Genomic DNA, 24,453 nt, shown 5'->3' with positions numbered 1-24,453 from the left:
AGCAAACCCGCCTCGGCTTTGATATTATCCTAAGATTCATTCAAAAATTATATTAAACACCCTTCAGGATGCTCTACCAACCAAAGTTTAAAAATTGCTTCACAGTCGAAATCGTCAAATCAGTCGGAGTATTCCTGATCTCCGAGTCAGATTCCTTCGTCCTCTCAGGCCACCTTTACGAACTATTAACCCCCTTAATTAACGGCCACAACACCGCCGACGAAATCGTCAATCAACTGCGAGGTCAAGCCTCACCCGCAGAAATTTACTATACCCTAGCCCTGCTAGAAAAACAAGGCCACCTGATCGAAAATGACACCTCCCTCCCCGATGAAACTGCCGCCTTTTACACCCTTTTAAACATCTCCCCCCAACAAGCCACATCTCGCTTGCAATCCCTGAAAGTTGCCGTCATTTCCTACAGCCAAATCCCCCCCGAAGCCTGCATTACCGCCCTAGAAACCCTCGGCATTCAAGTCTCAGCCAACGCAGATATCACCCTAATCGTAGCCGACGATTACCTGCAACCAGAACTGGGAGAATTCAACCAAAAAGCCCTTCAAACTGGCCAACCTTGGCTACTCCTAAAACCTACAAGTGCAACAATTGCGATCGGGCCGATTTTCCACCCCGAAACCACCGCCTGCTGGGAATGTCTCGCCCAACGCCTGAGAGCAAATCGCCCCACCCAAAGCTTCATCCAGCGTCAAAAACACTACTCAAAACCCTTATTAAATCCCCCATCTTACCTACCTTCCACCCTACAAATAAGCTTAAATTTAGCCGCCGCAGAACTAGCCAAATGGATTGTCCAAGGCAACAATAAAAATTTAGAAAATACAATAATTACCTTTGACACCAAAACCCTCAAAACCACCAACCACACCATAACTAAACGCCCCCAATGCCCCGAATGCGGTCAACTTCCGCCCCAAGAAATCCAGCCCTTTGTCCTCCAAAGCCAGAAAAAAACCTTTACCGCCGATGGCGGACATCGCGGCTTTTCCCCAACCGAAACCCTGCAAAGATTTGACAGCCAAATCAGTCCCATCACCGGGGTTGTGCGCGGTTTACTCAAAGTTCCCCAGACAACCAATGCTTTAACACCAAACTACATAGCCGGCCACAATTTCGCCACCATGTTCGATGATTTGTACTTCCTCAAAGAAAACCTGCGGGGAAGAAGTGCCGGCAAAGGTAAAAGCGACGAACAAGCCAAAGCCAGCGCCTTGGGAGAAGCCATCGAGAGATATTCCGGCGTATATCAAGGCGACGAAATCCGAAAAAAAGGCAGCTATCAAACAATGGGAGAAGCCGCCATTCATCCTAATGATTGCATGGGATTTAGCGAAGCGCAATACACAACTCGCCACGACTGGAATAGAACCTGTCCCAGCTTCTTTCAAAGAGTCCCCGAACCCTTCGATACCAGCCGAGAAATTGACTGGACACCAATTTGGTCATTAACTAATCAACGAGTCAAATATCTACCCACAGCTTACTGTTATTACGGCTATCCCAAACCCGAAAAACCCGACTGTTGGGCCGACTCCAACGGTAGCGCCGCCGGCAATACCAAAGAAGAGGCAATTTTGCAAGGATTTATGGAATTAGTCGAGCGAGATAGCGTCGCCTTGTGGTGGTACAATCAAGTTAAAGTCCCCGCCGTTGATTTAGATAGCTTTCACGATTCCTACATTCAAGAACTCAGAAACTATTATCAAAGTATAGACCGCACTCTGTGGGTTTTAGACCTCACCAACGATTTTAACATCCCCGTTTTTGCCGCCCTTTCTCACCGCATCGACAGAGAAATCGAAGATATTATTTTTGGTTTTGGCGCACATTTTGACCCCCAAATTGCCCTATCTCGCGCTTTAACAGAAGTAAATCAATCTTTACCCGCAGTATTAACTTTTAACAGCAATGGTAGCACAAATTACGGAGTTTCCGACGGCCTCAGCGTTGAGTGGTACAAAACCGCCACCCTAGAAAATAAATCTTATTTAACGCCCGATACTTCCGAACCTTTAAAATTACTATCTGACTATCCCCCCTTAGCCAGCGATGATTTAAAAGCCGACGTTGAAAAGTGCGTAAAAATAGCTGAAACATTAGGCTTAGAAACCTTTGTTTTAGATCAAACCCGGCCAGACATTGGCTTAAATGTCGTCAAAGTTATAGTACCAGGAATGCGGCACTTTTGGAAACGCTTAGCACCAGGGCGACTTTATGACATTCCCGTGAAATTAGGCTGGCTAGATGCACCAATCCCCGAACACCAAATCAACCCATTCCCGATATTCTTTTAAGATTAATTATGAGTGAAACCATCCCCCAAATCATCCTTTCTTTTAAGCCAGAAATTTCTATAATTGAGGATGCCGAAAAAGGCTTAATTTTAAAAGCCCCCTACATCGACTTTAACCTCAACAAACTCTCCCCCGGAATTGTCGCGGCGATTAAAATTATTTCTACCGCAGGCGCAACGGAAAAAGCCCTAAGTCAACTGGTAGTTGCTACCGATGGCAGTTCCGCCCTCGCTAAATTCTACTACTACCTAGAACAATTTGTCATCCTGGGTTTAGTTTACCATACTTTAGAAATTGACGGAAGTGCGATCGCTACAGCCGTCCCCATAGCCACACCCTATAAATGGCAATTATCAGAGACAATTACTGATAACAACTATCAACTTTCGCGCTTTGCCTATTGCCACTCAGAAAAATCCCATTTAGTTGTCGAATCCCCCCTTTCCAAAGCCAAAATTATCCTCAAAGATTGGCGCAGTGCAGCTTTAATCAACGAACTCTCGCAACCTAAAGCCATCTCCGATTTAACCACAATTCCGGGGATTTCTGAAGCCACCGCCCGATTATTTATCAGCTTTTTGTTAACTGCTGAACTGCTATCATCTGTTAACAACAATAGCAGCTTAGAACAAAGTGAAACTCTGACTCAATGGGAATTTCACGATTTATTATTTCACTCCCGCAGTCGCGGCGGCAGACATTCCAATCTAATTGGCAAAACCTTTCGATTTTTAGGACAAATCGAACCCACACCCGTACTCAAAGCCAAACCATCTAACGAGATTATCAATCTTTATAAACCAGACATCGACAGTTTGAAACAGACAGATACACCTTTTACCGCAATTTTAGAATCAAGAAAGACAATTCGGCAACATGGAGAAAAGCCGATTACTGTCGCACAATTAGGAGAATTCCTCTATCGTTCCGCGAGATTGCGCGAGATTGTCCCCAGAGATAACATGGATTGCAGCAATAGACCTTATCCAACGGGGGGCGCTTGCTACGATTTAGAGATTTATACTGCTATCAATCGCTGTGAAAACATTGATGCTGGGTTGTATTATTATGCACCCGAAGAACACCAACTTTGTAAAATTTCTGGGAAAACCAAGCAGGTAGAAGCATTGCTAAAAAGTGCAGGATTGTCAGTACAGATAGAGGTAGAACCACAGATTTTAATTCTGCTATCCTCTCGGTTTTCGAGAGTAAATTGGGGCTACGAATCAATGGCCTACAGCCTAATATTAAAGCACGTTGGGATTTTGTATCAAACGATGTATTTAGTGGCAACAGCCATGAATCTGGCGCCGTCGGGAGTTGGCGGGGGAAATTCGGAGTTATTTGCAGCAGCAGCAGGATGCGATTATTTTGCCGAATCCTCAGTGGGAGAGTTTATCTTGGGGAGTCGGTGATTAGTTTCCGTTGGTGTCAACAATCGCCTGAAAGCCTTGGTATCTCTCGTTCATAGCCCAGTCTAGATCCCCCTAAATCCCCCTTAAGAAGGGGGACTTTGATAAGACTCTTGTCCCCCCCTTCTTAAGGGGGGCTAGGGGGGATCTAGGGTTAATAGTCAAACAGCAGTCTGTGACAGGGTTTGATGTTAAGTTGACACCAATGGGCACGGCGCCCTGTCCCTACTACGGGGATTGACGAAAATTCAAATGAATTTTACGACCCCAAATCGTAACATGGTGGCAACCATGCAGGCCGGCTCAACTTAAAGTTTTCTTCTAACATTAATTCTGCACTATTCAACGCCCCTTGCACCCATCCTTGCATATTTGAATAGGCTTCGCCGCAGACATAAACATTAGCACCACGAACCGGATGCCGCATCTGTTTCATCACTTCCCAGGGCTGACAGCGGGGGTTCCAAGAGTGCCATCCACCCCCGTAGGGATCTTTTTGCCAGTCGATATAAAGGGCGGTATAAGGTTCTGGAATATCTGCTAAATTGTGTAGGGCTTTGAGTTGTCGCTGGGCCGTCCGTACCATATTCTGAGAAGGAACTAAGGGGTCTGTGGTAATAGAACCATCACTTTTCAGAAAAGCTCTCAATTCCCGTATTTCGCCTAGTTCTCCGCGAAAGGCGGGACGTTTTTCTGGTTCATCTGGATTATAGGCCATCGTTCGCCAGAAACCCGCCGCAATATTATCAGGAAAAACACTTAATAATAGCGAGTTGTGATTATTCGTATCGCCCCCTTGTGCGCTTTCTGTACCGAAGTAGTAACACTTTTGCATCGGCAAATCTGTAGCTGAAGTACCACCATGAATATCTAGTGCGTTCCACCAAGGATGATGATAACCGAGGAAAAGTTTGTAAGCGGGATCGCCGCTAACGGTTTGGATATTATCCTGAAAAGTTGAATTGCTAAATAGGAAATTCTGCTGATTGTTTACTGCCAACAGTTCTAGCGATCGCTTCGGCATTGCTAAAATCAGATGTTTCGCGAACACGGGCGGGAGGGAATGGCCAGCGCGATCGACAAAATTTAACCTAATCAGCCCTTCTGGAGTGCGATCGAAGGTTTTTAAGCGATGATTTAGGCATACTTCCCCACCCTCTCTCTCAAATTCTGTCGCGAGGGTTTTCGGTAATGTTTGGTAGCCATCGGCCATCATGTACCAAGTATCGCTGTAGGGAAGAGATATACTGGTTGCGATCGCACTAGCCGCATTCCAAGTACCCAAATCCGAATAGAAAAAGCCCGTATCCAAACAGAGATTGTAAGCCTCGTTGCTAATTTCCTTCAGCAACACTTCCCAAATACTCAAATCATACAAGTGTTGACCGTCAATTTTCAGCGTTTCGCGATCGCGCTTCCACTCCGGTGAAGCAAAATAGGCCGCAGTCAATTTTTTATCAGGAATCGCCCGCCCAACAGCTAAATCGAACAATTCCTCATAATTTTTACCTTCTTCATCCGGCCGTAAATTATAAGGTACTTTATCCGGTTGGTTAAATTCACTCATCAACAAATGGCGATCGCGAACATAGGCCCGTACTCCCGGACTGCTAAAGTCAACAACCGTTGTCTTCAGGTTCAGCAACTTAATCAATTCCCAGACAATAGCCTGAGATTCCGTCACATACATCCCACCCAACTCAGCCTGAACATGAGGCATCCCCGGCATTGTCATTGATAGTAACCGACCACCAATGCGATCGCTCAATTCATAGAGACGAATCTTAGAAGATTTGTGATGAGATGCTAACCGCCAAGCAGCGTAGACCCCAGAAACGCCACCACCCACAACTGCAACATCAATCATTTGATTTGGCTTAACTGCACTATTACTCATAAGTTCCTAGTAAAATTACCACCTAAAAAATTACTTATCTATCAATCAGCGTCAGGACACTCCAAGAGCCCATTAGCGTCTACTTAGCGTCAAATTACATAAAGAGAAAAAACCCTCGTAATATAATCAGTCATTGGCAAATAGTAATTCGCCTCAATTTGATATTGATTTTACGGCCTTGCATATTTTTGGGAGGACTCTTGTAGGGTGGACTATTATAGCCCAATACGGTTCAGTTAACACTGTTAATTCCCCGGAGATCCCCCTAAATCCCCCTTAAGAAGGGGGACTTTGAGCAACTTCTTGTCCCCCCCTTTTTAAGGGGGGCTAGGGGGGATCGGTCTTATCTGAACCGTATTGTCTTATAGCCACGCAGAAAAATAAGGGTTTTCAGCTTTGAAAAAATTCAAAATCATCCCGCAAATATGCAACGCCTCACTTTCAACTACAAATATTTCTGCAACAACAAACCCATTTTCTCCTTAGTTGCGATCGGCACTTGATCTAGCCGAGTCAGAATTGCATATTTCAAAGCAGAATGTGCATCAGAAACGGGGGGATTTTCTGTTAGTCTACGGACTGTTTCTTGAATGACTTTTTGAGCATTCTCTGCATTACGGTGCAAATTTGCTATTACCATTTCTACTGTTACGCTGTCGTGTTCGGTATGCCAGCAGTCGTAGTCTGTGACTAATGCTAAAGTTGCGTAGGCAATTTCAGCTTCTCTCGCTAATTTTGCTTCCGGCAAATTTGTCATCCCAATGACTGTGGCATCCCAACTGCGGTAAAGGTTTGATTCTGCTTTTGTGGAAAATGCGGGGCCTTCCATGCAGACGTAAGTGCCGCCCCGGTGGAGGTTAACGTCGGGGAGGTTCAAGGATTCGATCGCACTTGCTAACACTTTTGCCAATTCGCCGCAAACCGGATCGCCGAATGTGATGTGACCGACTATTCCTTCTCCAAAAAAAGTAGAAACTCGATTTTTTGTGCGATCGATAAACTGATCCGGGACTACCATATCTAAAGGTTTCGCCTCTGTTTTCAGGGAACCAACCGCCGACGCTGAGATTAAATACTCAACTCCCAAACTCTTCATTGCATAAATATTTGCGCGATACGGCACTTCTGAGGGCAAAAAAGTGTGGTTGCGGCCGTGTCTAGCCAGAAATGCTACCGGTGTACCGTCCAATGTTCCCACAATTGCGGCATCCGATGGTGATCCAAAAGGTGTATCAATTTTCACCTCTTCAATATCCTTGAGGGCCTCCATTTTATACAAACCGCTGCCGCCGATAATTCCGATTTTTGCTTGTGCCATTTTTACCCTCTGCTTGAGTTTTACAAGAGTAATTCTATTGGGCCATCGTTAAGTTGGGGTAAAGATAATTAAAGATTTGGTGACAACAGTCACCCCACATACACTATTTTGTCACCAAATTTATGTGATCGCAATCACAAAGTAGCTTCACAAAATCTTTAAAAATAAAGGTACACAGTTCTGTTACTTATTTTTAGCGTGTTAAGGTCATGACACTCAGCTCTGCTAACGTCCCCAAAATCTCGATCGAGGCGATCGTCGAGCGCATCTTTGCTTTTCGCCAGATTACCCCCCTTGACAGACGGCTGCTGAAATCAGCAATGCTAGCCCAGAAAGGTCTGAACGAAAAAGACCAGTGTCACATCAACCGAGTTTGTCAGGGCATCCAAAACGGCTTGATTTTAGTTGTAGAATAAATTTGCAGCACGATCTCTTGCGAGCTCAACAAGCTGTGTTAAAATTTGTGTCTGAGTTTGTATTTGCTGGAACTGAGTTCGGGCGGTGTTTTACTATTTTTCGGCGAGCGATTTATCAACATCACAAATAATATTATTTATATCGTTTCCGGTGGCATCGGAATAATAACATCGAGTCAACAGTCAACAGTCAGCAGTCAACAGTCAACAATCATTTCCCTCGTGCAACCGGAATTGATATTACGTCTTATCGATCAAAATTTAACAGCCAAAAGCCTGTATAAGTCATGCCACTATCATCGGGCTGCACTAACAAAAAATGTAATCCTTTACTTAATTGCTTGCGCTGTTGGTAAATTTGGGCCGCGGCTTTCACCTCGCTATCTTCAAAAGTAGCCACAACCCACCTCTCTACTAACCCAGCTTCCAATATCAATCCGTCTGGTTCTCCAGCAATATAATTCAAAGCAAAAGGTTTGGCATCCTGAAGCCATCTAGCCAACCGCATAGACTGGCGTCCACCGTCAATCACAACTCCCGGTACGGGTACTGTTGAGGCCAAGCCCAAATTCAGCGGTAACAGCAATTCTGGCATTTCCAAAATTGGCAGGGGACGCCCTTGGAAAGCATCTTCAATGTCGCCGGCGGGTAGGGAAGCAAAACGCCAGCCATCGCCCCAGAGGTTTTCGGGTAAGGGTACGGGTGGCGGCGAGTCGAGGGCGATCGCACTGTAAGTTTCACCTGTATAATTAGGCATACTCAAATATTCTTTTGCGCGCAGTTGCAGCAGCAATTTCAGAGCCGCAGTGCGCCGAGTCGCTTCCACCTTGACACCCAAAACTTTGCCCGCCGCTTCGATTAAGCCCAGAGACTGAGGCCTAAATACTTGAATTAAGTCCGGCAAATTCTGAGTTTGAGCTTGCTGCTGCAACTGCGAGGCTAGCCAATTAGAATTTGCGACCCCCTGGCGGCAAACAGCGCTAAATTGAAAACTGCCTTCCGAGTCGCAAATTAAGAGTTCCCACAGTGGTTTACCAGTTTCGTCTTGGAGAGGGCGGCGGTAAAAATCGGCTTGCCAAATACGCATAAATAATTAAAAAATAAAATCTACAACTCGATAATTTTAATATAGCCTGGTGACAATCCGATATAATACCGAACTTTGAAAAAAACTTCGAGCTATATATTCTTAGTTCATAGTTGAGTTGGATTTAAATATAGCAATCCTCGCATCATTTGTGAATTTCTTACTCCCTCCCCTTACCAAGGGGAGGGTTGGGGTGGGGTAAAAAATTTACTACTCCTGCAAGGATTGCAATATCTAACACCAGTCAAAAAAACGGCAACTGTAGGCCCCCGTTCCCAACCGTGATAGTAATCACTCATTTCCTAATCAAAATCTCAAATCTAAAATCTCAAATTTAAAATGGTATAACGGCTCGATTAGCCCTTCCCCATTCCTTCTCAAATTTATTTAAGATTGCGAACAAAATACATATCCAGCTCGCCCTTATTTTTAGCAGGAATTTTTCCTCGATATTCGCATTCACAAAAATCTCTAACTAATTCAAACGTTGCGTGAGAGATATTGATATTTCCAGGTAAGCCGGAAGATTCCATCCGAGATGCAGTATTCACGGTATCTCCCCAGACATCATAGGCAAACTTTTTATTGCCAATTACTCCAGCAAGTATTGGGCCTGAATGAATGCCAATGCGGATCTCCCAATAAGCAATATTTTGTTGAGATTTCTGCCTTTTTCGCAGCTCCATGAACTGTTGAATTTCTAGTGCAGCAAGTACAGCGTCAAAGGCGTGTGTTGGGCGAGGGGTAGGAATTCCCGCCGCGCACATATAGCTGTCGCCAATAGTCTTCAGTTTTTCCATAGAGTATTTATCCATCACGCGATCGAAATAAGAAAAACAATAGTCTAGTTCGTCAACTAACTCTCGCGGCGTCATGTTTTCAGATAACTGAGTAAAGCCTTTAAAGTCAGTAAACAAAACCGATACGCAATCATAATAAAGTGGTTCGACTTTGCCGTTATTTTTGAGTTCCTCGGCAATTTCATCCGGGAGGACGTTCAACAGTAGCTGGTCAGATTTGTGCTTTTCGGCATCGAGTTCGGAATACAGCCTATTTATCTCTTTAAAACGTTCAGCATTGCGGATGGCTGAGGATAGTTGCAAAGCCAAAAGATAGCCAATCCGCAAGTCTTCTTGAGTGTAAGCTCGCGGCTTGGTTGTGGCAAAATTAATTGTCCCTAAAACCTTACCTTCGCTTTCCAAGGGAATGATAATTTGCGAAGCGTAGGGGGATAAAATAGCAGTAGCACCCGCTTCTTGAATTAATTGAGGTTGACGTGTTTTGAAGGCCTTGTTAATAGGGCCGCCCTCTGGGAGGGCTGCAATATCTACAGGAATATGCGGGCCAAATAAGGTTGTGCAAGCATGAGTGCTGTGCAGGCAAACGCTACAGTGTTCAAAGTCGAGCAACCATTTGGCTTGCTTGCCTACTACCCGCAAAATCTGGTTGAGATCGAGGGTGCGGTTAATGGCAGTGGCAACTTCATTGACGGCGGAAATGCGGATGGAAAGCGCTTGAGCTTCTGCTAACAAACGGCGGGCTGTCAACAGAAGTTCTTCTCGATCTAGATCTTCTAGCCGCTCGCCCATAATATGGGTATAAAATATAGATTACAAAGCATCTATTTCGAGGGCTATTGCATCAGTATATCGGTTAACAAAGCTAAACAAGTCTGCTGTCGCAATAATTTCAAAGATTTCAGAATCATCTAGCCCTAAATCGCGCAGGTTTTGGTAATCAGTTTCTGTCATTTCCAGGGGTTTTGTAGCAGCCAGCAAGCCAAAGGTAATTACGGCTTTATCACGTTTTGGCAAAGGGCAGTTGGCAAAGTCGGAAACTAGGGTTCGCAGTAGTTCTTCGCTCATCCCCAAGGCTGACAATCCGTGCAGGTGAACTTGGAGAGCGTACTCGCTATTATTTGATTGGGAAATAGCGACGCCGACCATTTCTTTAAGCGTGCGGGGTAAGTCTCCTTGCAGAATGGTTCCCCGGAATTTTTTCCAATTTGCTTCTAATAAGTCAGGGTTGATTGCCATTGACTTGAACAGGTTGGGGACGATGCCAAACCCCAAGTCTGTCAATATTTCTTCGTACACTGCTTTGGCTTTAGAATCTGTAAGTTGCTCGTATTCTATAAGTGGAAAGTGTGTCATTGTTGTGTTGAATTTTACGGCATTTAATTGGGGTGGTAATTTACGTGTTTGTTATGTAATGCCACTCAAAGGGCGACCTTACGACCTATATTGGCTTTAGTCGGATTGATGATAAAATGCACCACTGTTAACAACCCGCGAATCATGAAAATGAGCTAGCAACTAATCTGATTTTTGAGGCTGGATTAAACCTGTAATTATAGCAGTAACAGGAGCCCCTAAAATTATGTTGCGATCGGGTTTTACGACTAATTTTATATTTTTCCAATGGTTGTTGTCAAGTGTCGGCAATTCATCTGGCGCGACGGCGTGAAATCTTACCACAACTCTTGAATTAGAGATTGCTGTTCGGTTCGCTAATTTTTAGGTAAAAAACACTGTTTGATCGATCGAACTCCACAAATGGCCACAATCTTATACTCCGGCGCGCGCACAGGGGAAAAAACAAAATGCTGTGCATCTAGTTTATTAAATTAGTCAGACGCTCGATCGACAACCCATGCCCCAGCCAAGCTACGCTAACGCCTGCGACTAGAGTTATTATGGGTAAACTGTAAACTTCTATCATTGTCGCTGCATTTGCTATGAACCCTGCCCTGACTCAATTTGGCGCTCAGATGTCCCACCTCACGGGAGTTCGGGCAATTATGAAAGATATTATTGAAACTCTCAGAGCCGGCAGCGGGCAGGAGTTTATCAATTTGAGCGCCGGAAATCCGGTGATTTTGCCGGAAGTCGAGCAGTTGTGGCGCGACTGCACTGCGGAACTTTTGGCGAGCCCGGAATACGGCGAGGTGGTTTGTCGCTACGGTTCCAGTCAAGGTTATCAGCCGTTTATCAATGCGGTTTTGGCGGATTTCAACCAGCGTTACGGACTGAATTTGACGGATCGCAATATCCTAATTACTCCCGGAAGTCAATCGATTTACTTCTACGCAGCCAACGCTTTCGGCGGCTACACCGCACCCCCCCCATCCCCCCCTTACCAAGGGGGGGCAACGGCCAATCAATCCCCCCCTTACCAAGGGGGGGCTAGGGGGGGTAGCCTTAAAAATATTGTTTTACCGCTGAGCCCAGACTACACGGGTTACGGCGGCGTTAGCTTGATTCCCGAAGCGGTAGTCGCCTGCAAACCCACCCTCGATATTGATGCAGCCGCCCACAGGTTCAAATACCGCCCGGATTTCAGCCAATTGTCGATCGACCAAAGCACCGGTTGCGTCATTTTTTCCCGTCCCTGCAACCCCACCGGCAACGTTCTCACTGACGACGAAGTTAAGAAAATTGCCGATTTAGCGGCCGCTTTTGACGCACCGGTGTTCGTGGATTCTGCCTACGGCCCTCCCTTCCCGTCCTTGAATTTTACCGAAATGACGCCGATTTTTGGCGGCAATATCGTGCACTGTATGAGTTTGTCGAAAGCCGGATTACCGGGAGAAAGAATCGGAATTGCGATCGGCGATGAAAAAATCATTCAAATATTAGAATGTTTTCAGACCAATATGTGCATTCATTCGCCAAGATACGGACAGGCGATCGCAACTCGTGCCATTGCTTCCGGCGCTCTTGCCGATATTTCCATCAACGTAATTCGCCCGTACTATCAAAGCAAATTTGCGATCGTAGAAAGCACTCTAGAACAAGCAATGCCGAAAGATTTGCCGTGGTTTTTGCACCGGGGCGAAGGAGCAATTTTCGCATGGTTGTGGCTGAAAGATTTGCCAATGACTGATTGGGAACTGTATCAAGAGTTGAAGAAAGTCGGCGTAATTGTCGTGCCAGGAAGTTCTTTCTTCCCCGGTTTGCGGGAAGATTGGCAGCACAAACATGAGTGTTTACGCATCAGTTTGACTGCCACAAATGAGGAGATTGAAACGGCGATGAAACGCTTGGCTCAAATGGTAGAAAAGGTTTATCAGTCAGTTGACAGTTGACAGTTGACAGTTGACTGTTAACATTCCCAATACTTCGGGTACGCGGTTCCTCAGCGACTCGTGCTGATCGTAGCCGGAGTAATAAGATGTTCTGCATTTAAATGGTCTGTAAAAAAACAATCAAACTCTTGTGGGTTGGGCGTCCCGCCCGCATCTAACAGGCAATTTAAATGCGCGACAGCTTATCGATTTCTTACTCGGATAGATTCGGATTATAGGTTATAGAAAACATTCCCCAGTCCCCATTTTTCAATTAAACCACCCGATAAACAAAACTCAGAGTTGCCCAAACATTCACATCCAAAGCCAAATCATCCGTCGATATCCCCACTTTCTGCACCCCCGGAATGCTAGCGGCGTGCAAATCTTCGAGTACCGCCCGCGCCACATTTAAAGGATTCAACAACACTCGAATTGGCAGGGCATCCCTCGTTTGCTGCATTTCGGCTTCTATTGCAGTCAGAGTTTGAGCGAAGGGACTCTCACTAAATATAATCATAATTTCTGCAAGTCCGATCGACCCCGATACCGCCCACCCGATCGCCCCAGCCGCCGGCACGGTCAAATTCTCCCCAGCAGCGATCGCCCGCGACATTCCCCCCACAGCATCTTTGCCCTCAGTGCCGAGCACGGACAGCCGTCCCGCGCTGTCCGTGCAAAACACCGCAAAGTAAACCGGGCGATCGCTGTCGTTATACAATCTGCACTGAATTCGGCTATTGTTGCTCACACTTAATATATGAGCGCTGGCGGATTTCTCACTTTCCCCGCTCAGCGGTTCCAGCCGATAATCACCGCCTGCCCGCACCGGCTCCCGCTGTGCCACGGCCCGCGCTTGGGGTGCGGTAGTTGCCAGAACCGCCCGCACCTTCAGGCGCGAAGACCCCTCATTGACTGTCAGCCGCAGCAACTTCCCCGCGTGCAGCGCTTTCAACTGCGGAGTCAAGCGCTGCACCGCCACCTTAACTGCTTCTCCCCCGTCGCCCTGAGTATCGGGAATCAGCGTTTGAGCCAAAGAAAACAAACCGTAACGGCTTTGAGACAAAGCAGGCTCGTGAGGCGAGACTGTTTCGGATAAAGTCGTTTCCGGGACTCTGCCGAACCGAAAGTCAGCCAATTGCTCGCTACCTACCGCCGAAACTTGCGGCACAGTCGCAAAGGCGCTGGTAGCGTCCACCCGCTCGATGCGTTCCAAACCTGAGTCCAAAGCTACTGTCAAACCGATGTTTCGCGGCAATACCCGAATTTCTTCCCTCACCACTTCGCCGACTGTTAATTGGCCGTCTGTTTGAGCAGACCCGTCTAAAACTTGGGCTTTAGCAGAGAGACCCGTGCGTCCCCGCAGCAAAAGCCTCGCGCCCTCCGAGGAATCCACAGCAAACACAGAACCCCCGGAGCACTCCAAAACCGAGGGCGACAACCCCCCCAGCCACAACTGCACAGTTTTGCCCCCCTCTTCCACGGCCGTCACAGCGCCGTCAGATGCAGGGGAATTCAACATTAAATTTGAAAAATTCACCGCCGGCGCGGTTGTTAAATTGTGATTGAGAATTTGCGGTTGCTGCGATAACCCCGCCATTTGCTCGACAGTACCCGCAGCGCGACTGAAATTGACGCTGAAGCTGCTAGCGGGAGTTGCCCACCACAAAGTTTGGGTGAGGGCGTAGGTAAACAAACCTGCGGTAAATCCGCCCCACTCTTGTTCGGCGGCGAGTTGGGAATCCGCACCCGCGGCAAGTACGGTGGCCGCAGGACGGAGATTTTTGCGGGTTCGGAGGCCTTCGGCAAACGTTAATTCTGCGAGGCCCGGCTCGCCGATGGTGGGGCGGGGGCGGGAGCGAATGCGAAAGTTGCCGTTTGTGGGGAAACCCCGATAGTGGTAGCTGGTGTCGAGGATGGCGATCGCATTTTCTGTCGCGAGCGATCGCATCAACAGCAACAGCGTTTCCTCTAAAATATCGTTCACCGCCCGGTTTGCTAACAGCGGCAAAACATCATCCGCCGGCACCAAACTGTTTTGGATTTTTCCGGGAGACTCGCCCAAACTGACTCGACTACCGCAGCCACTAAAGTGAAAAACTACCACGTCACCGGGTTTTGCTTGTTCGCCCAAGTGAGTCAAAAAAGCCGTCTCGATATTCTCTCTCGTAGCTTGAGCATCAGTCAAAGTCAAAATGTCCGACGGCACAAACCCAAACCGATATATCAGCAGTTCCCGCTGCATTTCCACATCCGTGACGCAGCCGTGCAGGGGCGAGTCTGGATATTTGTCAACGCCCACCAACAAAGCCAATTTCCTGGCTGTCGGCTGCGCTAAGGCTTGGAGGTAGCGCGAGCCCAACGGCAGCCACAAAGCCTCGCCGATTCCGATGGCGGCCAGCACCCGGCCAGCTTGCTGCAAAAATTCCCGCCGCTTGAGTCCCATTTTTAAATAGCTTTGAATTTTAAGTTTTGAATTTTCAGTTAAATTCCCCTCAATAATTTTAGGGAATTTAATTAACTTGTGAGTGTTTAGTATTAAGATAATTTTTAAGTTTTAACTTTTGAGCTTTAAGTTTAAAATTTCCCATTTAAAACTCAAAACTCAAAATTAAAAACTCTTCACAATGTCGCCGACACCCAAGTTCAAGATTTAAATCTCGTAATTGAAAATATTCATTGCCTTGGCTAATTCTGCGGCGACTTCCGGCCGGGAAAACTGCGGCGGCGGCAATTTTCCAGCGCGCAGCATTTCCCGCACTTTGGTTCCCGACAAATGCACCCGTTGTTCGGGACTGCTGGGGCTTGTTTTAGTTGTAGCCATTTGTTCGGTCAGCTTGCAATAGAAAGCGTGCTCGAATTTCATCGGCACAATCCCCAATTCTCCCGGCTCAAATTCGTCAAAAATATATTGGGCATCGTAAGTGCCGTAATAATCGCCAACTCCAGCGTGATCGCGCCCCACGATAAAGTGAGTGCAGCCGTAGTTTTTGCGAATTAAAGCATGAAAAATTGCTTCTCGCGGCCCGGCGTAGCGCATCGCCGCCGGATTAATTGCCAAAATTACGCGATCTTTTGGATAGTATTTTTCTAGCAAAATTTCGTAGCAGCGCATCCGCACATCAGCCGGGATGTCGTCTTCTTTTGTCGTCCCGACTAGCGGGTGCAGGAACAAGCCGTCTACTGTTTCTAAGGCGCATTTTTGAATGTATTCATGGGCCCGGTGAATTGGGTTTCGGGTTTGGAAACCGACTATGGTTTTCCATCCTTTTTCTGTGAACAGCATTCTCGATTTCGCCGGGTCAATTTGGTATTGGGGAAAGCGGACATCTAGTTCGCGTTCCAGCAGCCAAACATCGCCTGCGAGGTTAACGGGCCCGGATTTGTCTACTACTTGGACACCCGGGTGTTTGAGATCATCGGTGCGGTAGACGTTGAGGGCTTCTTCTTCTTTGCTGTAGTGGTATTTTTCTGCAAGTTCCAACAGGCCGACAAATTTGCCAGCCGGCGAGTCGAGGCGCACTAAAGTTCCTGCTTTCAGCGGGGCGGCGACTTCTTCTGTTACCGAGAGGGTGATGGGAACCGACCAAGGGAGGCCGTTGGAGAGGCGCATTTGTTTAACGACCGATCGATAATCAGCTTCGTTCATGAACCCTTTGAGGGGACTCAGGGCGCCGATGGCGATCATTTGCAGGTCGGAGATCGATCGATCCGACAACTGGACTCGCGGCAGGGACTCTGCTTTGTCGAAAAATTCTTGTCTTTGGTCTAGTGTGGCAATGCGGTTGACCAGGATGCCGCCGTGAGGGGCAATGCGGTCTGAATGCTGGCTCATGTCGATTTGAAGTTGTGGGTTTTAGCTGCCAGAGTACATAGTACCAAGTGCGGGCTGTAAATCTACATTTTTTAATTGTTCTGGACTTATGCAGAATGCTGATTTGGGGGCGCTGTAATTCTTGAACTGTCAACTGGCGCACTCAAAACTCTCAACTTTCGCGTCAAGTCTGGACTTGAAATTCTTCGGGATCTATTCCCCAATTTACCCAGCTAATCGCTTCTTTAGCCGTTAGCACTTTGGGCGGCACTCGCAAAACATGAAGGTGTCCCGTACTCGGACAAGTCATCTTTAACAAATAAATGGGCTCTATGTCAATATTATTCTCAATTTTCAACAAAGTATATTCTTGCCAAGTATCCAATTCAGTTGCTTGCAATTCTTGACAAATTCTCGGATAGCCGATCGCCTGAATCAAAACTCGGCGCACTTCAGCATTCTGTTCTGTTAACAGCCATAAAGCTTGCCAAGACTGCGGCGGAACTTGACCGATTATTTCCGGCAGTCGGACGCCACGATAAGAGTATACACTGAACTTGTCAGCAAATTCAACCGCTGGTTGACCTTCTGCGTGGAGCAAATATTCGCTGTCAAAATGAAGTTGTCGCGGGCGATCGCACACAAAGCACATTTTTTCAAACGGGTAAATCCAGCCGCAGTTTTCCACTAAAGATTTAAAGGCTGAGTATAAAGAGCGATCGATCTCCAAATTTAACACGCCAATACAAAAATCCACCCAACTTCCGTGACAGGCTGACAGTTCGGAAACTATGCTGTTATTATGATAAGCCTGATCGATCAGGAATCTCTGAAATCTCCCGCCCAACTTCCTTGCTAATTTGACGTAAACTTCGTCTTTAACATGAAGGTGGAGTTGATTCATCAGTTGAGCGTACAGCGGATTATAGAGTTGGCTGTAAATGTGATTTTCTAATTTCCTGTCCAGTTGACTTCTTAATATATCGTACAATTCATTATGAATTTTGTTTCTGATTTCGCTGGCCATTCCCAGACCAGAATCGCGTATCCTTAGCGGTTCAATTGCTTGCAAAGCTATGTAAGGGCTGTCACAGAAAATAATTTCCGGTTCAGGACAGTCGATGATGTTGTAGGCGGTGTTGATGGCGGCTGTCGCTTGCGGGCGATCGATCTGTGCGATCGAAAGTCCAATTGCTCGCCACTGCTCGCGATAAATAGGAATTAGCGCTGTTTGTTCTGGAGTAATTGAGATCATAGGTACAGCTAGATTATTTGATTTGCGGTCAAAATTTTTTGTTCTCGCATCCGGTAAAAAACTATCATTAAGTTTGTAATAACAACGGAATCTTCCCTGCCAACCTATTTTATTATAGTCGTCAAACTATTGGTATAAATTAACGATTGTTTGCAAAACACCTAAAATCATAGGAACATTATCAAGACAATAAACATCAACATCAATAATCAAATTATTTTTTTCTAATTTAAGAAACCGCCAGACAACGCCAGTAGTTACGCAGCCATATATTGCAGGTATAGAATTGTGTTCGCGTTCGTTAAATAGCTGAGCCGCTACCATTTGTGCTGCACACTGTGGCAGACAAGATTCTATTTCTGTGCCTGTCGTTTCTCTCAATGCAAAAACCGGAACTTTAATTTCAAAATCCAACGGCACCGCAGACAATAGAAAGTCGCATTCCCCATTCAATCCCTGCTCAACATCTACATCAAACGACCAACCAGAAAAAAGAGAAAATTGTCTGTTGTTCCTTTCTCTAAATTCTAACAGAATAGGAGAAATAATCCGTTCAGAACGTTCTTTTGCAGTTGTAACAGCAGTGTTAGAACTAATTTCGATTGCTCTCCAAAGCCATTCGGAGGGTTCTACAGGAACAACCTTGGCACTCAAAATAGGACTGAGTGATAGATCCAATCCAAATCGCTCTTCTAATTGTTGGAAAGTAAAGGATTTGTAAGACATATTTCTCAGATAAGTCGCTGAAACTCTAGATTACTGGGAGAGAGAAAGCGAGTTGACCGACGCTAAACTCGTTTGTATACAGGACTTACGCCTGAGAAACCCGGTTTCTGGGAGAAATCGTGGTTTTGTAGAGAAGTATCTAGGAAGAAACCGGGTTTCTCACCCCCGTGCCTAAGTCCTAATATAGCAACCATTCGATAATTTGTGAACCTCTCTTTTCTTACTTATTCCTACTTCGTTTTCTCCTAAATAAATCAATCCTTCTTCCCTCTTCCCTCTTCCCTCTTCCTTCTTCCTTCTTCCCTCTTCCCTCTTCCTTCTAAACATTTAACCACTCAAGGAGTACCCTGGGCGCGGGTAACAAAATCATTAACAAAAGCCCGATCGCCATTAGCCCCAAAAAATCCCGCCGATTATCCAATTCACTGACATCATTCAACGCCGGTTCGTCGTTTAGTGGCGTGAAAAACAAAATAATTGCCCACAGCAGCAAACCCTGTTCCAAAAAAGAAAGCAGCAGCATACAAAGTCTAGCAACTTGCCCGATCGCCATACTCGCTCGCTGGCCGAACATCGCGTGTACAATGTGCCCGCCGTCGAGTTGTCCCACCGGCATCAAATTAAACGCCGTCACGATCAAACCCAAATAACCCGCCACCGCAACCGGATGCAAATCGATCGCAGTTTCCGCATTTAAAGCACCACCCAAGGTTAACTTGCTCAACAAAGTCATCAGCAGCGAAAAACTGGGTTTGAAAGAGTCAAAATTTAACATTCCCGACTTGTCTGACAGCGGTACAATAGTCGAATGATTCAAACCCCAAAGTAATAATGGCACTGTCGCCACTAAACCCGCAAGGGGGCCGGCAATGCTAACATCAAATAAAGCTCGGCGGTTGGGAATTGGACTCCGTATTTGAATGAATGCGCCAAAGGTTCCTAAGAAAAAAGGAATCGGTATGAAATAAGGCAAAGTCGTGCGAATTTGGTAAAATCGGGCAGCTAAATAGTGGCCGGATTCGTGAATTGCTAAAATTGTAATTAGAGCCAGCGAGTAAGCCAAACCCTGCAGCAACATTGATGGGTTGGACTGCAAAGCTTGTTCAGTAACTCCGGCAAGTCGCGTCCCGACAAGCGTAGTCGTAAACACCGTGATCAGCAGCAAAGCTAATGCAAAAAATGGCCTGGTTACAGATTCGGCTTTGACAGGAGTTTCCCCTGATTGGTGGCTGGGATTCGGAACTATAGCAAAAAAAGGTTGACCGCTCAAGCTGTTTTGAAATACGACTAAAAAGCGATCGCCAAAAAGCCTCTCCACATTCTCCCGAATTGCCTCATAAGCGGCCTCCGGGTTCGTCCGCAACTGTCCGCGACAAATTACAGCCTGTGGCCGAAATTCCAAATCTCGCAAAAAGTAAATTGACCAAGGAAAACAATCGCGCAAACTCGCTTCTTCTGCTGCATTGATCGGGCGCACGGGCGATTTTGGCTTTGTAGGTTCAGTCGCAGAGTCTGCTACCTGCTCTGCAGTTTCGGCGGTAATTTTCTTACGCCCCAACTGTACCAAAAACCAATACAAAAAAGGGCAAACCAGAAAAGGTATAATTACCAACTCCGGCGGTACAGTTTTGCTCGTGCCGTAAACTAAAATCCAACCACTCCAAATCAGCGCCGGCGCCATCATTACCAGCCACAGCAGCCATATCGGAGTCTTGGTGATGCGGCTGGTGCCGTTTTGCAACAAGTAGTACGAGATCAGCCCCAATACGAACAACCATAGTAAAAAGAACATAATATTTATCCCATTCCCTTCTGAAATACTTCCTTGAAACAACAGAGTTCAGTCTCCAAACAACCCAGGCCCGTGCTCGACAATATCCTGGCTTTCCCGCCTAACCGGGATACCCTGGGTGCAACAGCCTATTTCATTGTAGAAAACCAAACTAACATCCTGGTGGATTGTCCCGCTTGGGATGAGATTAACCAAACATTTTTGCGGGAACACGGCGGCGTGCGACTGCTGTTTCTCACCCACCGTGGCGCTATCGCCAAGGCGCGGGAGATTCAGGAAGCCACGGGGTGCGAGATCCTGATTCAAGAACAGGAAGCTTATTTACTGCCGGGTTTGAAGGTGACGGTTTTTGAGCGAGAATTTGTTGTGAGCGATCGAATGAAAGCATTTTGGACTCCTGGCCATTCTCCTGGTTCCTCTTGCCTTTATCATAGTGGCAGCGGTGGAGTGCTGTTTTCGGGTAGGCACTTGCTCCCCAACCGAGAAGCCGCCCCAGTACCGCTGTTGACAGCAAAAACTTTTCACTGGCCTAGGCAAATTAACAGCGTGAAGTCAATTATCGAGCGATTTTCGCCGGAAACTTTACAGTATATTTGTCCCGGTGCAAATACTGGTTTTTTGCGGGGAAAAGGATCGATCGATCGAGCTTTTGAGAAATTAGCCAATCTGGATTTAGCTGCTTGTTTGCAGGCCAAACCTGAACCCTAAATGTATGCTACAACATCAAAAAATGATCTGACGCGCTAATTATAGCGGTAAGGTGCGCCCGCCGCACCCTACATTATTCTTCAATCTCTTAGAGAGGAAGTTCGTTGGTGAAGTAGCGGTTTCAACTGCCGATTCTTACCGTGGAAAAAACTGTGGAAAAAACCGAAAAACAAAAAATGCTCGCCGGCGAATTGTATTTAGCTGCTGATGAGCAATTAATTTTAGAGCGCCAGCGAGCCCGCCGCCTCGCCAGAACCTACAATTCTACCCGCGAAGACGAACCAGACAAACGGTTAGAAATTCTCGCAGAATGGTTCGGTGCAGTTGGGCCAAAAGTTGAAATCGAGCCACCTTTCTACTGCGACTACGGCAGCAATATTTATGCTGGAAACGGATTGTACATGAATTTTGGTTGCGTGATTCTCGACTGCAATCGAGTTAACATTGGCGAAAATTTACTGTGCGCGCCCAACGTGCAAATTTACACTGCTTTTCACCCCACAGACCCGGAAATTAGACTTTCTGGCCGAGAACTCGCCGCTGAAATTAATATTGGCAATAATGTTTGGATTGGTGGCGGCAGTATTATTTGTCCAGGAGTCACTATTGGCGACAATAGCACGATCGGCGCAGGCAGTGTTGTTGTCAAAGATATTCCCGCAAACGTCGTGGCGGCGGGGAATCCTTGCCGAATCATCCGGCATCTACCTTGATGTGGTACGATCGACACAATCGTGCGATCGGCTCCTTGGAGCTTAACCAAAAAATTTTAGGTTTAGAACAGCCGGTTTGAGATTTTTCACGTAAAATCCCCGAAAAAAACCGTGGAATAAATCTAAAATCTAAAATCGCTTAATATCAAATCCGTTAGCATCGGAATAGTAAATTCGAGTTCACTGTAGAATGTTCGCGGCGTCAACAGTCAACCGTCAACAGTCAACCGTCAACCGTCAACCGTCAACATCATTCCGGTGTTACCGGAAATGATATAATTTCTCGTTCCCGGTTTCCACACTACCAAGCTTTTCTTATGACGACTGCAACAGTTTATCCCAACGCTCCCGATCTCTGCACCGACGACTACATAGCAGTCGGTGTAGCTACCTGCTTCATCAAAGAAGAAGGCGAAGTTTTTGAAGTGCAAGTAATCGAAGCTATTCCCTCAGCAGCTTTGGAAGCAATTTTGAAGGGAATTCCCACATCCTATTTAATGATTTGCGGGACGACTTTGGGAGCAGTGCTCGACGGCGAAACACCCAAAATGTTGCCAGAATTCCCGACATCAGCTCAGTTTAGCGAAGAATTTGGCTTTCGGGCGATCGCCGCTGCCCGCACTTACAAAATCCGCCCTCAAGCTCAACTTCACATTCCCTTGGGAACAGTTCGCAACGACTTTACTTATTCCTTAGAACGCAAAAGGGTGCTCAACTCCGAGCGCATCATTCGCACTGAAGACAATGTGAAACAGCACGAACACACTCACAAGGTTCTTTAAACAAATCGCGAAACTGGGGCAATTTGGCCGTGCCTCAGCCAGCGGATGCACCGAAAATAGTTTTGATTGTTGAGATGTAAATTAAAGATTTAACAACTTTTTCGTTCATCCTTAATGAAGGAAAAACTTTTAATATCTCGTTATTAAGCAATACTGCGGACTGTTTTTGATTACCCAGCGTAGAATAAGGGTTTCAAGGCAATTCGGCAATCGAACTATCAAGCAAATATCTAGGGTTTCAGAGTAGGAACTAAAAACAGTCTGGACTATTGATTAAGACACACACCAAACATCTCAACCTAAAATGTCTACTGCTCACATCACCTAAATAACATCAATTATTAACGACTGTAAAAAATAATTAAGTAGTTGATGAAACTTTTTAATTTCTCAAAAATGTGGTATGATATTTTTCCTCTTTAACAAAGTGATATCAAAGCGGGTAGCATCGGAATTAATATTACCCACTGCCAGGACACGGCACTGCCGTGTCCCTACAATTAATCTGGGTAGGGAAACGGCACTGCCGTGTCCTTTATATCATTCCCGTGCAACCGGAAACGATAGAAGCCGTTCGGGGGGAAATTTTAAAAAATCCCCGCAATTATTGAATGCTAGTAGTTTAAGACTACTGGCAGGCGGGCGAGTACATCGCAGGTGAGCTAAAGATTTCAATCTCACAAATTGGTCAAACCATGCGAAGCTTGGCGAGAGTAAAGTGGTGGAAATTAACTCGACTATTGCCAGCAGAATTAAAGGGCGAATACCATCTTGGGTACCAAACTGCGCTCTTAATTTTGGGGGTAACAATTCTGGCAACTAGCATCATTGGTTGTATCAGCTATCAAAGCGTTCGCCGCTTGATTATCACCAAAAGCGAGCGAAATGCTTTGTTAGAAGTTAGGGAGCGCGCCAACAAGATCGATCGCTGGCTCGGCACTAGAAAGGCTGAGATCGAAATCCTCGCCAATACTACTCCCGTTCGTTCGATGAATTGGTCAGTGGCAGAGCGTTATTTAAAATCGGAAGTAAATCGACTGCAAGAATTCCAGCACTTGGCATTAATTGATCCCGACGGTTCTTATTTCACCACAAAAGTGGGCCGAGCGTTGATTAATATGAGCGATCGCCCCCACTTCAAAAAGGCAATGGCTGGAGAAGTTTATGTTTCCGATCCTACCATTTCTCGCACCATCAAAGGACAAAGTATTGTTCCCATTTCGGCTCCGGTGTGGTCAAATTCGGCAAATTCTCTTAATAAAACAGCACAAAAGCCGATCGGAGTAATGAACGGCGTCATTAGCATCGACCGAATTGCCCAAGTAGTAAGAAAGCTGGAATATGACCCCGGAACTTACGCTTTTGTTCTCAATTCTCAAGGAGTGCCGATTGTGCATCCCGACGCTCGATTAATCGGAAATATCGACAATTCGGCTCCCAGTCTTTTAGAGTCCGCAGATGCTAATTTGGCAAATGTAGCCCGGGAGATGGTTTATCAAAAAACGGGCATTGTGCTGACTCAAATCAACGACGCCAGAGTTTATGTTGCCTATCTTCCTTTAGAACAAGCTGAATGGTCGATCGCCCTCGTAATTCCCCGCGACAATCTCGAAAAAGAACTTCTTCCTTTCAAGATACTAGCAGTAGCCGCCGGCGTACTTGCCGCCGCAGCTATTTTCTCCGCAATTGTGGCGCTCAAGCTGTTTGCCCTAAATTGCATTCGCAGTCGCACAGAAGCCCTTCTCTACCGCTTAACTGGCCGCATTCGCGCTTGCTTGCAGCTCGATGGCATCCTCCAAACTACAGTAGACGAACTCGGTACTTTACTTAAGCTCGATCGAGCAATTTTCGCCTGGTACGATCCCCGACAAGATACTTTAGAATTTAGCTGGGAATATTGCCGGGAAGGTTTGCCGGGGCGCTTGGGAATCTTTGGTGTTCCAGGAGGGCCCTCTGGAGATTTAGCTGCACGGCTTCACCGCTGCGAAACGATACTGCTACATAAAACCGCTGCCCCTGATGCCACAGCGTCTGAGGAACACGCCCATATCGAACTCACAAATAGTCACTACGCAGCAGGTTAGAGTCGATAGGAGCGTTACCACTCCTAACTCTCCTTCAGAACGGAACGTGATACTTTCGCATCATTCCGCTC

Annotated in this window: 18 protein-coding genes; 8 read left to right on the top strand and 10 right to left on the bottom strand. The window is 46.3% G+C overall.

Annotation, left to right across the window (positions count from 1 at the left end; genetic code table 11):
• Positions 1 to 68 precede the first annotated feature (68 nt).
• Together QUA43_RS26855 and QUA43_RS26850 are read left to right on the top strand one after the other, a co-directional pair.
• A complete protein-coding gene (locus QUA43_RS26855; protein ID WP_333378153.1) occupies positions 69 to 2,312 on the top strand; it encodes a TOMM precursor leader peptide-binding protein in 2,244 nt (747 codons plus the stop codon).
• A gap of 8 nt (positions 2,313 to 2,320) precedes the next feature.
• Positions 2,321 to 3,727, top strand: coding sequence for a SagB family peptide dehydrogenase (locus QUA43_RS26850; RefSeq protein WP_333378150.1), 1,407 nt, complete (start codon positions 2,321 to 2,323; stop codon positions 3,725 to 3,727).
• A gap of 256 nt (positions 3,728 to 3,983) precedes the next feature.
• Here QUA43_RS26850 and QUA43_RS26845 read toward each other — a convergent pair whose 3' ends face one another.
• On the bottom strand, positions 3,984 to 5,621 hold the full coding sequence (locus tag QUA43_RS26845) for an FAD-dependent oxidoreductase (RefSeq protein ID WP_333378147.1): 1,638 nt from the start codon (positions 5,619 to 5,621) through the stop codon (positions 3,984 to 3,986).
• Between the two features lie 445 nt (positions 5,622 to 6,066).
• Positions 6,067 to 6,939 (bottom strand): S-methyl-5'-thioadenosine phosphorylase, encoded by an 873-nt coding sequence (locus tag QUA43_RS26840; protein ID WP_333378144.1) that lies wholly within the window; start codon positions 6,937 to 6,939, stop codon positions 6,067 to 6,069.
• A 209-nt stretch (positions 6,940 to 7,148) separates the two neighbouring features.
• Between QUA43_RS26840 and QUA43_RS26835 the strand changes: the two genes are divergently transcribed.
• On the top strand, positions 7,149 to 7,355 hold the full coding sequence (locus QUA43_RS26835) for a hypothetical protein (RefSeq protein WP_333378141.1): 207 nt from the start codon (positions 7,149 to 7,151) through the stop codon (positions 7,353 to 7,355).
• Between the two features lie 247 nt (positions 7,356 to 7,602).
• On the opposite strand, the gene QUA43_RS26830 is transcribed toward QUA43_RS26835, so the two are convergent.
• From QUA43_RS26830 to QUA43_RS26820, 3 genes are all read right to left on the bottom strand, one after another.
• Positions 7,603 to 8,442, bottom strand: a complete 840-nt coding sequence (locus QUA43_RS26830) for a Tab2/Atab2 family RNA-binding protein (protein ID WP_333378139.1) — start codon at positions 8,440 to 8,442, stop codon at positions 7,603 to 7,605.
• A gap of 383 nt (positions 8,443 to 8,825) precedes the next feature.
• Complete coding sequence (locus QUA43_RS26825; protein WP_333378136.1) at positions 8,826 to 10,031, bottom strand: adenylate/guanylate cyclase domain-containing protein; 1,206 nt, start codon at positions 10,029 to 10,031, stop codon at positions 8,826 to 8,828.
• 21 nt (positions 10,032 to 10,052) lie between these two features.
• The gene (locus tag QUA43_RS26820) at positions 10,053 to 10,595 is read right to left on the bottom strand and encodes a peroxidase-related enzyme (protein ID WP_333378133.1); all 543 of its coding nucleotides are present in this window, start codon (positions 10,593 to 10,595) and stop codon (positions 10,053 to 10,055) included.
• A 584-nt stretch (positions 10,596 to 11,179) separates the two neighbouring features.
• Between QUA43_RS26820 and QUA43_RS26815 the strand changes: the two genes are divergently transcribed.
• The gene (locus tag QUA43_RS26815) at positions 11,180 to 12,529 is read left to right on the top strand and encodes a valine--pyruvate transaminase (RefSeq protein WP_333378130.1); all 1,350 of its coding nucleotides are present in this window, start codon (positions 11,180 to 11,182) and stop codon (positions 12,527 to 12,529) included.
• Between the two features lie 253 nt (positions 12,530 to 12,782).
• On the opposite strand, the gene QUA43_RS26810 is transcribed toward QUA43_RS26815, so the two are convergent.
• The 5 genes from QUA43_RS26810 to QUA43_RS26790 form a co-directional block, all read right to left on the bottom strand.
• On the bottom strand, positions 12,783 to 14,954 hold the full coding sequence (locus QUA43_RS26810) for a caspase family protein (protein WP_333378127.1): 2,172 nt from the start codon (positions 14,952 to 14,954) through the stop codon (positions 12,783 to 12,785).
• A gap of 207 nt (positions 14,955 to 15,161) precedes the next feature.
• Complete coding sequence (gene sat, locus QUA43_RS26805) at positions 15,162 to 16,343, bottom strand: sulfate adenylyltransferase (protein WP_333378124.1); 1,182 nt, start codon at positions 16,341 to 16,343, stop codon at positions 15,162 to 15,164.
• 163 nt (positions 16,344 to 16,506) lie between these two features.
• A complete protein-coding gene (locus QUA43_RS26800) occupies positions 16,507 to 17,577 on the bottom strand; it encodes a DUF6745 domain-containing protein (protein ID WP_333378122.1) in 1,071 nt (356 codons plus the stop codon).
• Positions 17,578 to 17,703: 126 nt separating this feature from the next.
• Entirely contained in the window at positions 17,704 to 18,303 is a 600-nt protein-coding gene (locus QUA43_RS26795; protein ID WP_333378119.1) for a hypothetical protein, read from the bottom strand.
• Positions 18,304 to 18,622: 319 nt separating this feature from the next.
• Positions 18,623 to 20,095, bottom strand: coding sequence for a site-2 protease family protein (locus QUA43_RS26790; RefSeq protein ID WP_333378116.1), 1,473 nt, complete (start codon positions 20,093 to 20,095; stop codon positions 18,623 to 18,625).
• A gap of 33 nt (positions 20,096 to 20,128) precedes the next feature.
• On the opposite strand from QUA43_RS26790, the gene QUA43_RS26785 reads away from it, so the two are divergent.
• The 4 genes from QUA43_RS26785 (at position 20,129) to QUA43_RS26770 (ending at position 24,382) form a co-directional block, all read left to right on the top strand.
• A complete protein-coding gene (locus QUA43_RS26785) occupies positions 20,129 to 20,803 on the top strand; it encodes an MBL fold metallo-hydrolase (RefSeq protein ID WP_333378113.1) in 675 nt (224 codons plus the stop codon).
• A gap of 152 nt (positions 20,804 to 20,955) precedes the next feature.
• A complete protein-coding gene (locus QUA43_RS26780; RefSeq protein ID WP_333378110.1) occupies positions 20,956 to 21,516 on the top strand; it encodes a sugar O-acetyltransferase in 561 nt (186 codons plus the stop codon).
• A gap of 317 nt (positions 21,517 to 21,833) precedes the next feature.
• Positions 21,834 to 22,298 (top strand): hypothetical protein, encoded by a 465-nt coding sequence (locus QUA43_RS26775; RefSeq protein ID WP_242722350.1) that lies wholly within the window; start codon positions 21,834 to 21,836, stop codon positions 22,296 to 22,298.
• A 740-nt stretch (positions 22,299 to 23,038) separates the two neighbouring features.
• Complete coding sequence (locus QUA43_RS26770) at positions 23,039 to 24,382, top strand: cache domain-containing protein (RefSeq protein WP_333378107.1); 1,344 nt, start codon at positions 23,039 to 23,041, stop codon at positions 24,380 to 24,382.
• Positions 24,383 to 24,453: the final 71 nt, after the last annotated feature.

Origin of the sequence: Microcoleus sp. N9_B4, from assembly GCF_036701635.1 — a bacterium.
In the GTDB taxonomy this organism is placed as follows: Bacteria; Cyanobacteriota; Cyanobacteriia; order Cyanobacteriales; family Microcoleaceae; genus Microcoleus.
This window is presented reverse-complemented; position numbering and strand designations above follow the sequence as displayed.

Excerpts from the sequence above, each read along its gene's own strand:
- QUA43_RS26855 (WP_333378153.1), top strand. The coding sequence starts at position 69 with ATGCTCTACCAACCAAAGTTTAAAAATTGCTTCACAGTCGAAATCGTC.
- QUA43_RS26850 (WP_333378150.1), top strand. The coding sequence starts at position 2,321 with ATGAGTGAAACCATCCCCCAAATCATCCTTTCTTTTAAGCCAGAAATT.
- QUA43_RS26845 (WP_333378147.1), bottom strand. The coding sequence starts at position 5,621 with ATGAGTAATAGTGCAGTTAAGCCAAATCAAATGATTGATGTTGCAGTT.
- QUA43_RS26840 (WP_333378144.1), bottom strand. The coding sequence starts at position 6,939 with ATGGCACAAGCAAAAATCGGAATTATCGGCGGCAGCGGTTTGTATAAA.
- QUA43_RS26835 (WP_333378141.1), top strand. The coding sequence starts at position 7,149 with ATGACACTCAGCTCTGCTAACGTCCCCAAAATCTCGATCGAGGCGATC.
- QUA43_RS26830 (WP_333378139.1), bottom strand. The coding sequence starts at position 8,442 with ATGCGTATTTGGCAAGCCGATTTTTACCGCCGCCCTCTCCAAGACGAA.
- QUA43_RS26825 (WP_333378136.1), bottom strand. The coding sequence starts at position 10,031 with ATGGGCGAGCGGCTAGAAGATCTAGATCGAGAAGAACTTCTGTTGACA.
- QUA43_RS26820 (WP_333378133.1), bottom strand. The coding sequence starts at position 10,595 with ATGACACACTTTCCACTTATAGAATACGAGCAACTTACAGATTCTAAA.
- QUA43_RS26815 (WP_333378130.1), top strand. The coding sequence starts at position 11,180 with ATGAACCCTGCCCTGACTCAATTTGGCGCTCAGATGTCCCACCTCACG.
- QUA43_RS26810 (WP_333378127.1), bottom strand. The coding sequence starts at position 14,954 with ATGGGACTCAAGCGGCGGGAATTTTTGCAGCAAGCTGGCCGGGTGCTG.
- sat (WP_333378124.1), bottom strand. The coding sequence starts at position 16,343 with ATGAGCCAGCATTCAGACCGCATTGCCCCTCACGGCGGCATCCTGGTC.
- QUA43_RS26800 (WP_333378122.1), bottom strand. The coding sequence starts at position 17,577 with ATGATCTCAATTACTCCAGAACAAACAGCGCTAATTCCTATTTATCGC.
- QUA43_RS26795 (WP_333378119.1), bottom strand. The coding sequence starts at position 18,303 with ATGTCTTACAAATCCTTTACTTTCCAACAATTAGAAGAGCGATTTGGA.
- QUA43_RS26790 (WP_333378116.1), bottom strand. The coding sequence starts at position 20,095 with ATGTTCTTTTTACTATGGTTGTTCGTATTGGGGCTGATCTCGTACTAC.
- QUA43_RS26775 (WP_242722350.1), top strand. The coding sequence starts at position 21,834 with ATGACGACTGCAACAGTTTATCCCAACGCTCCCGATCTCTGCACCGAC.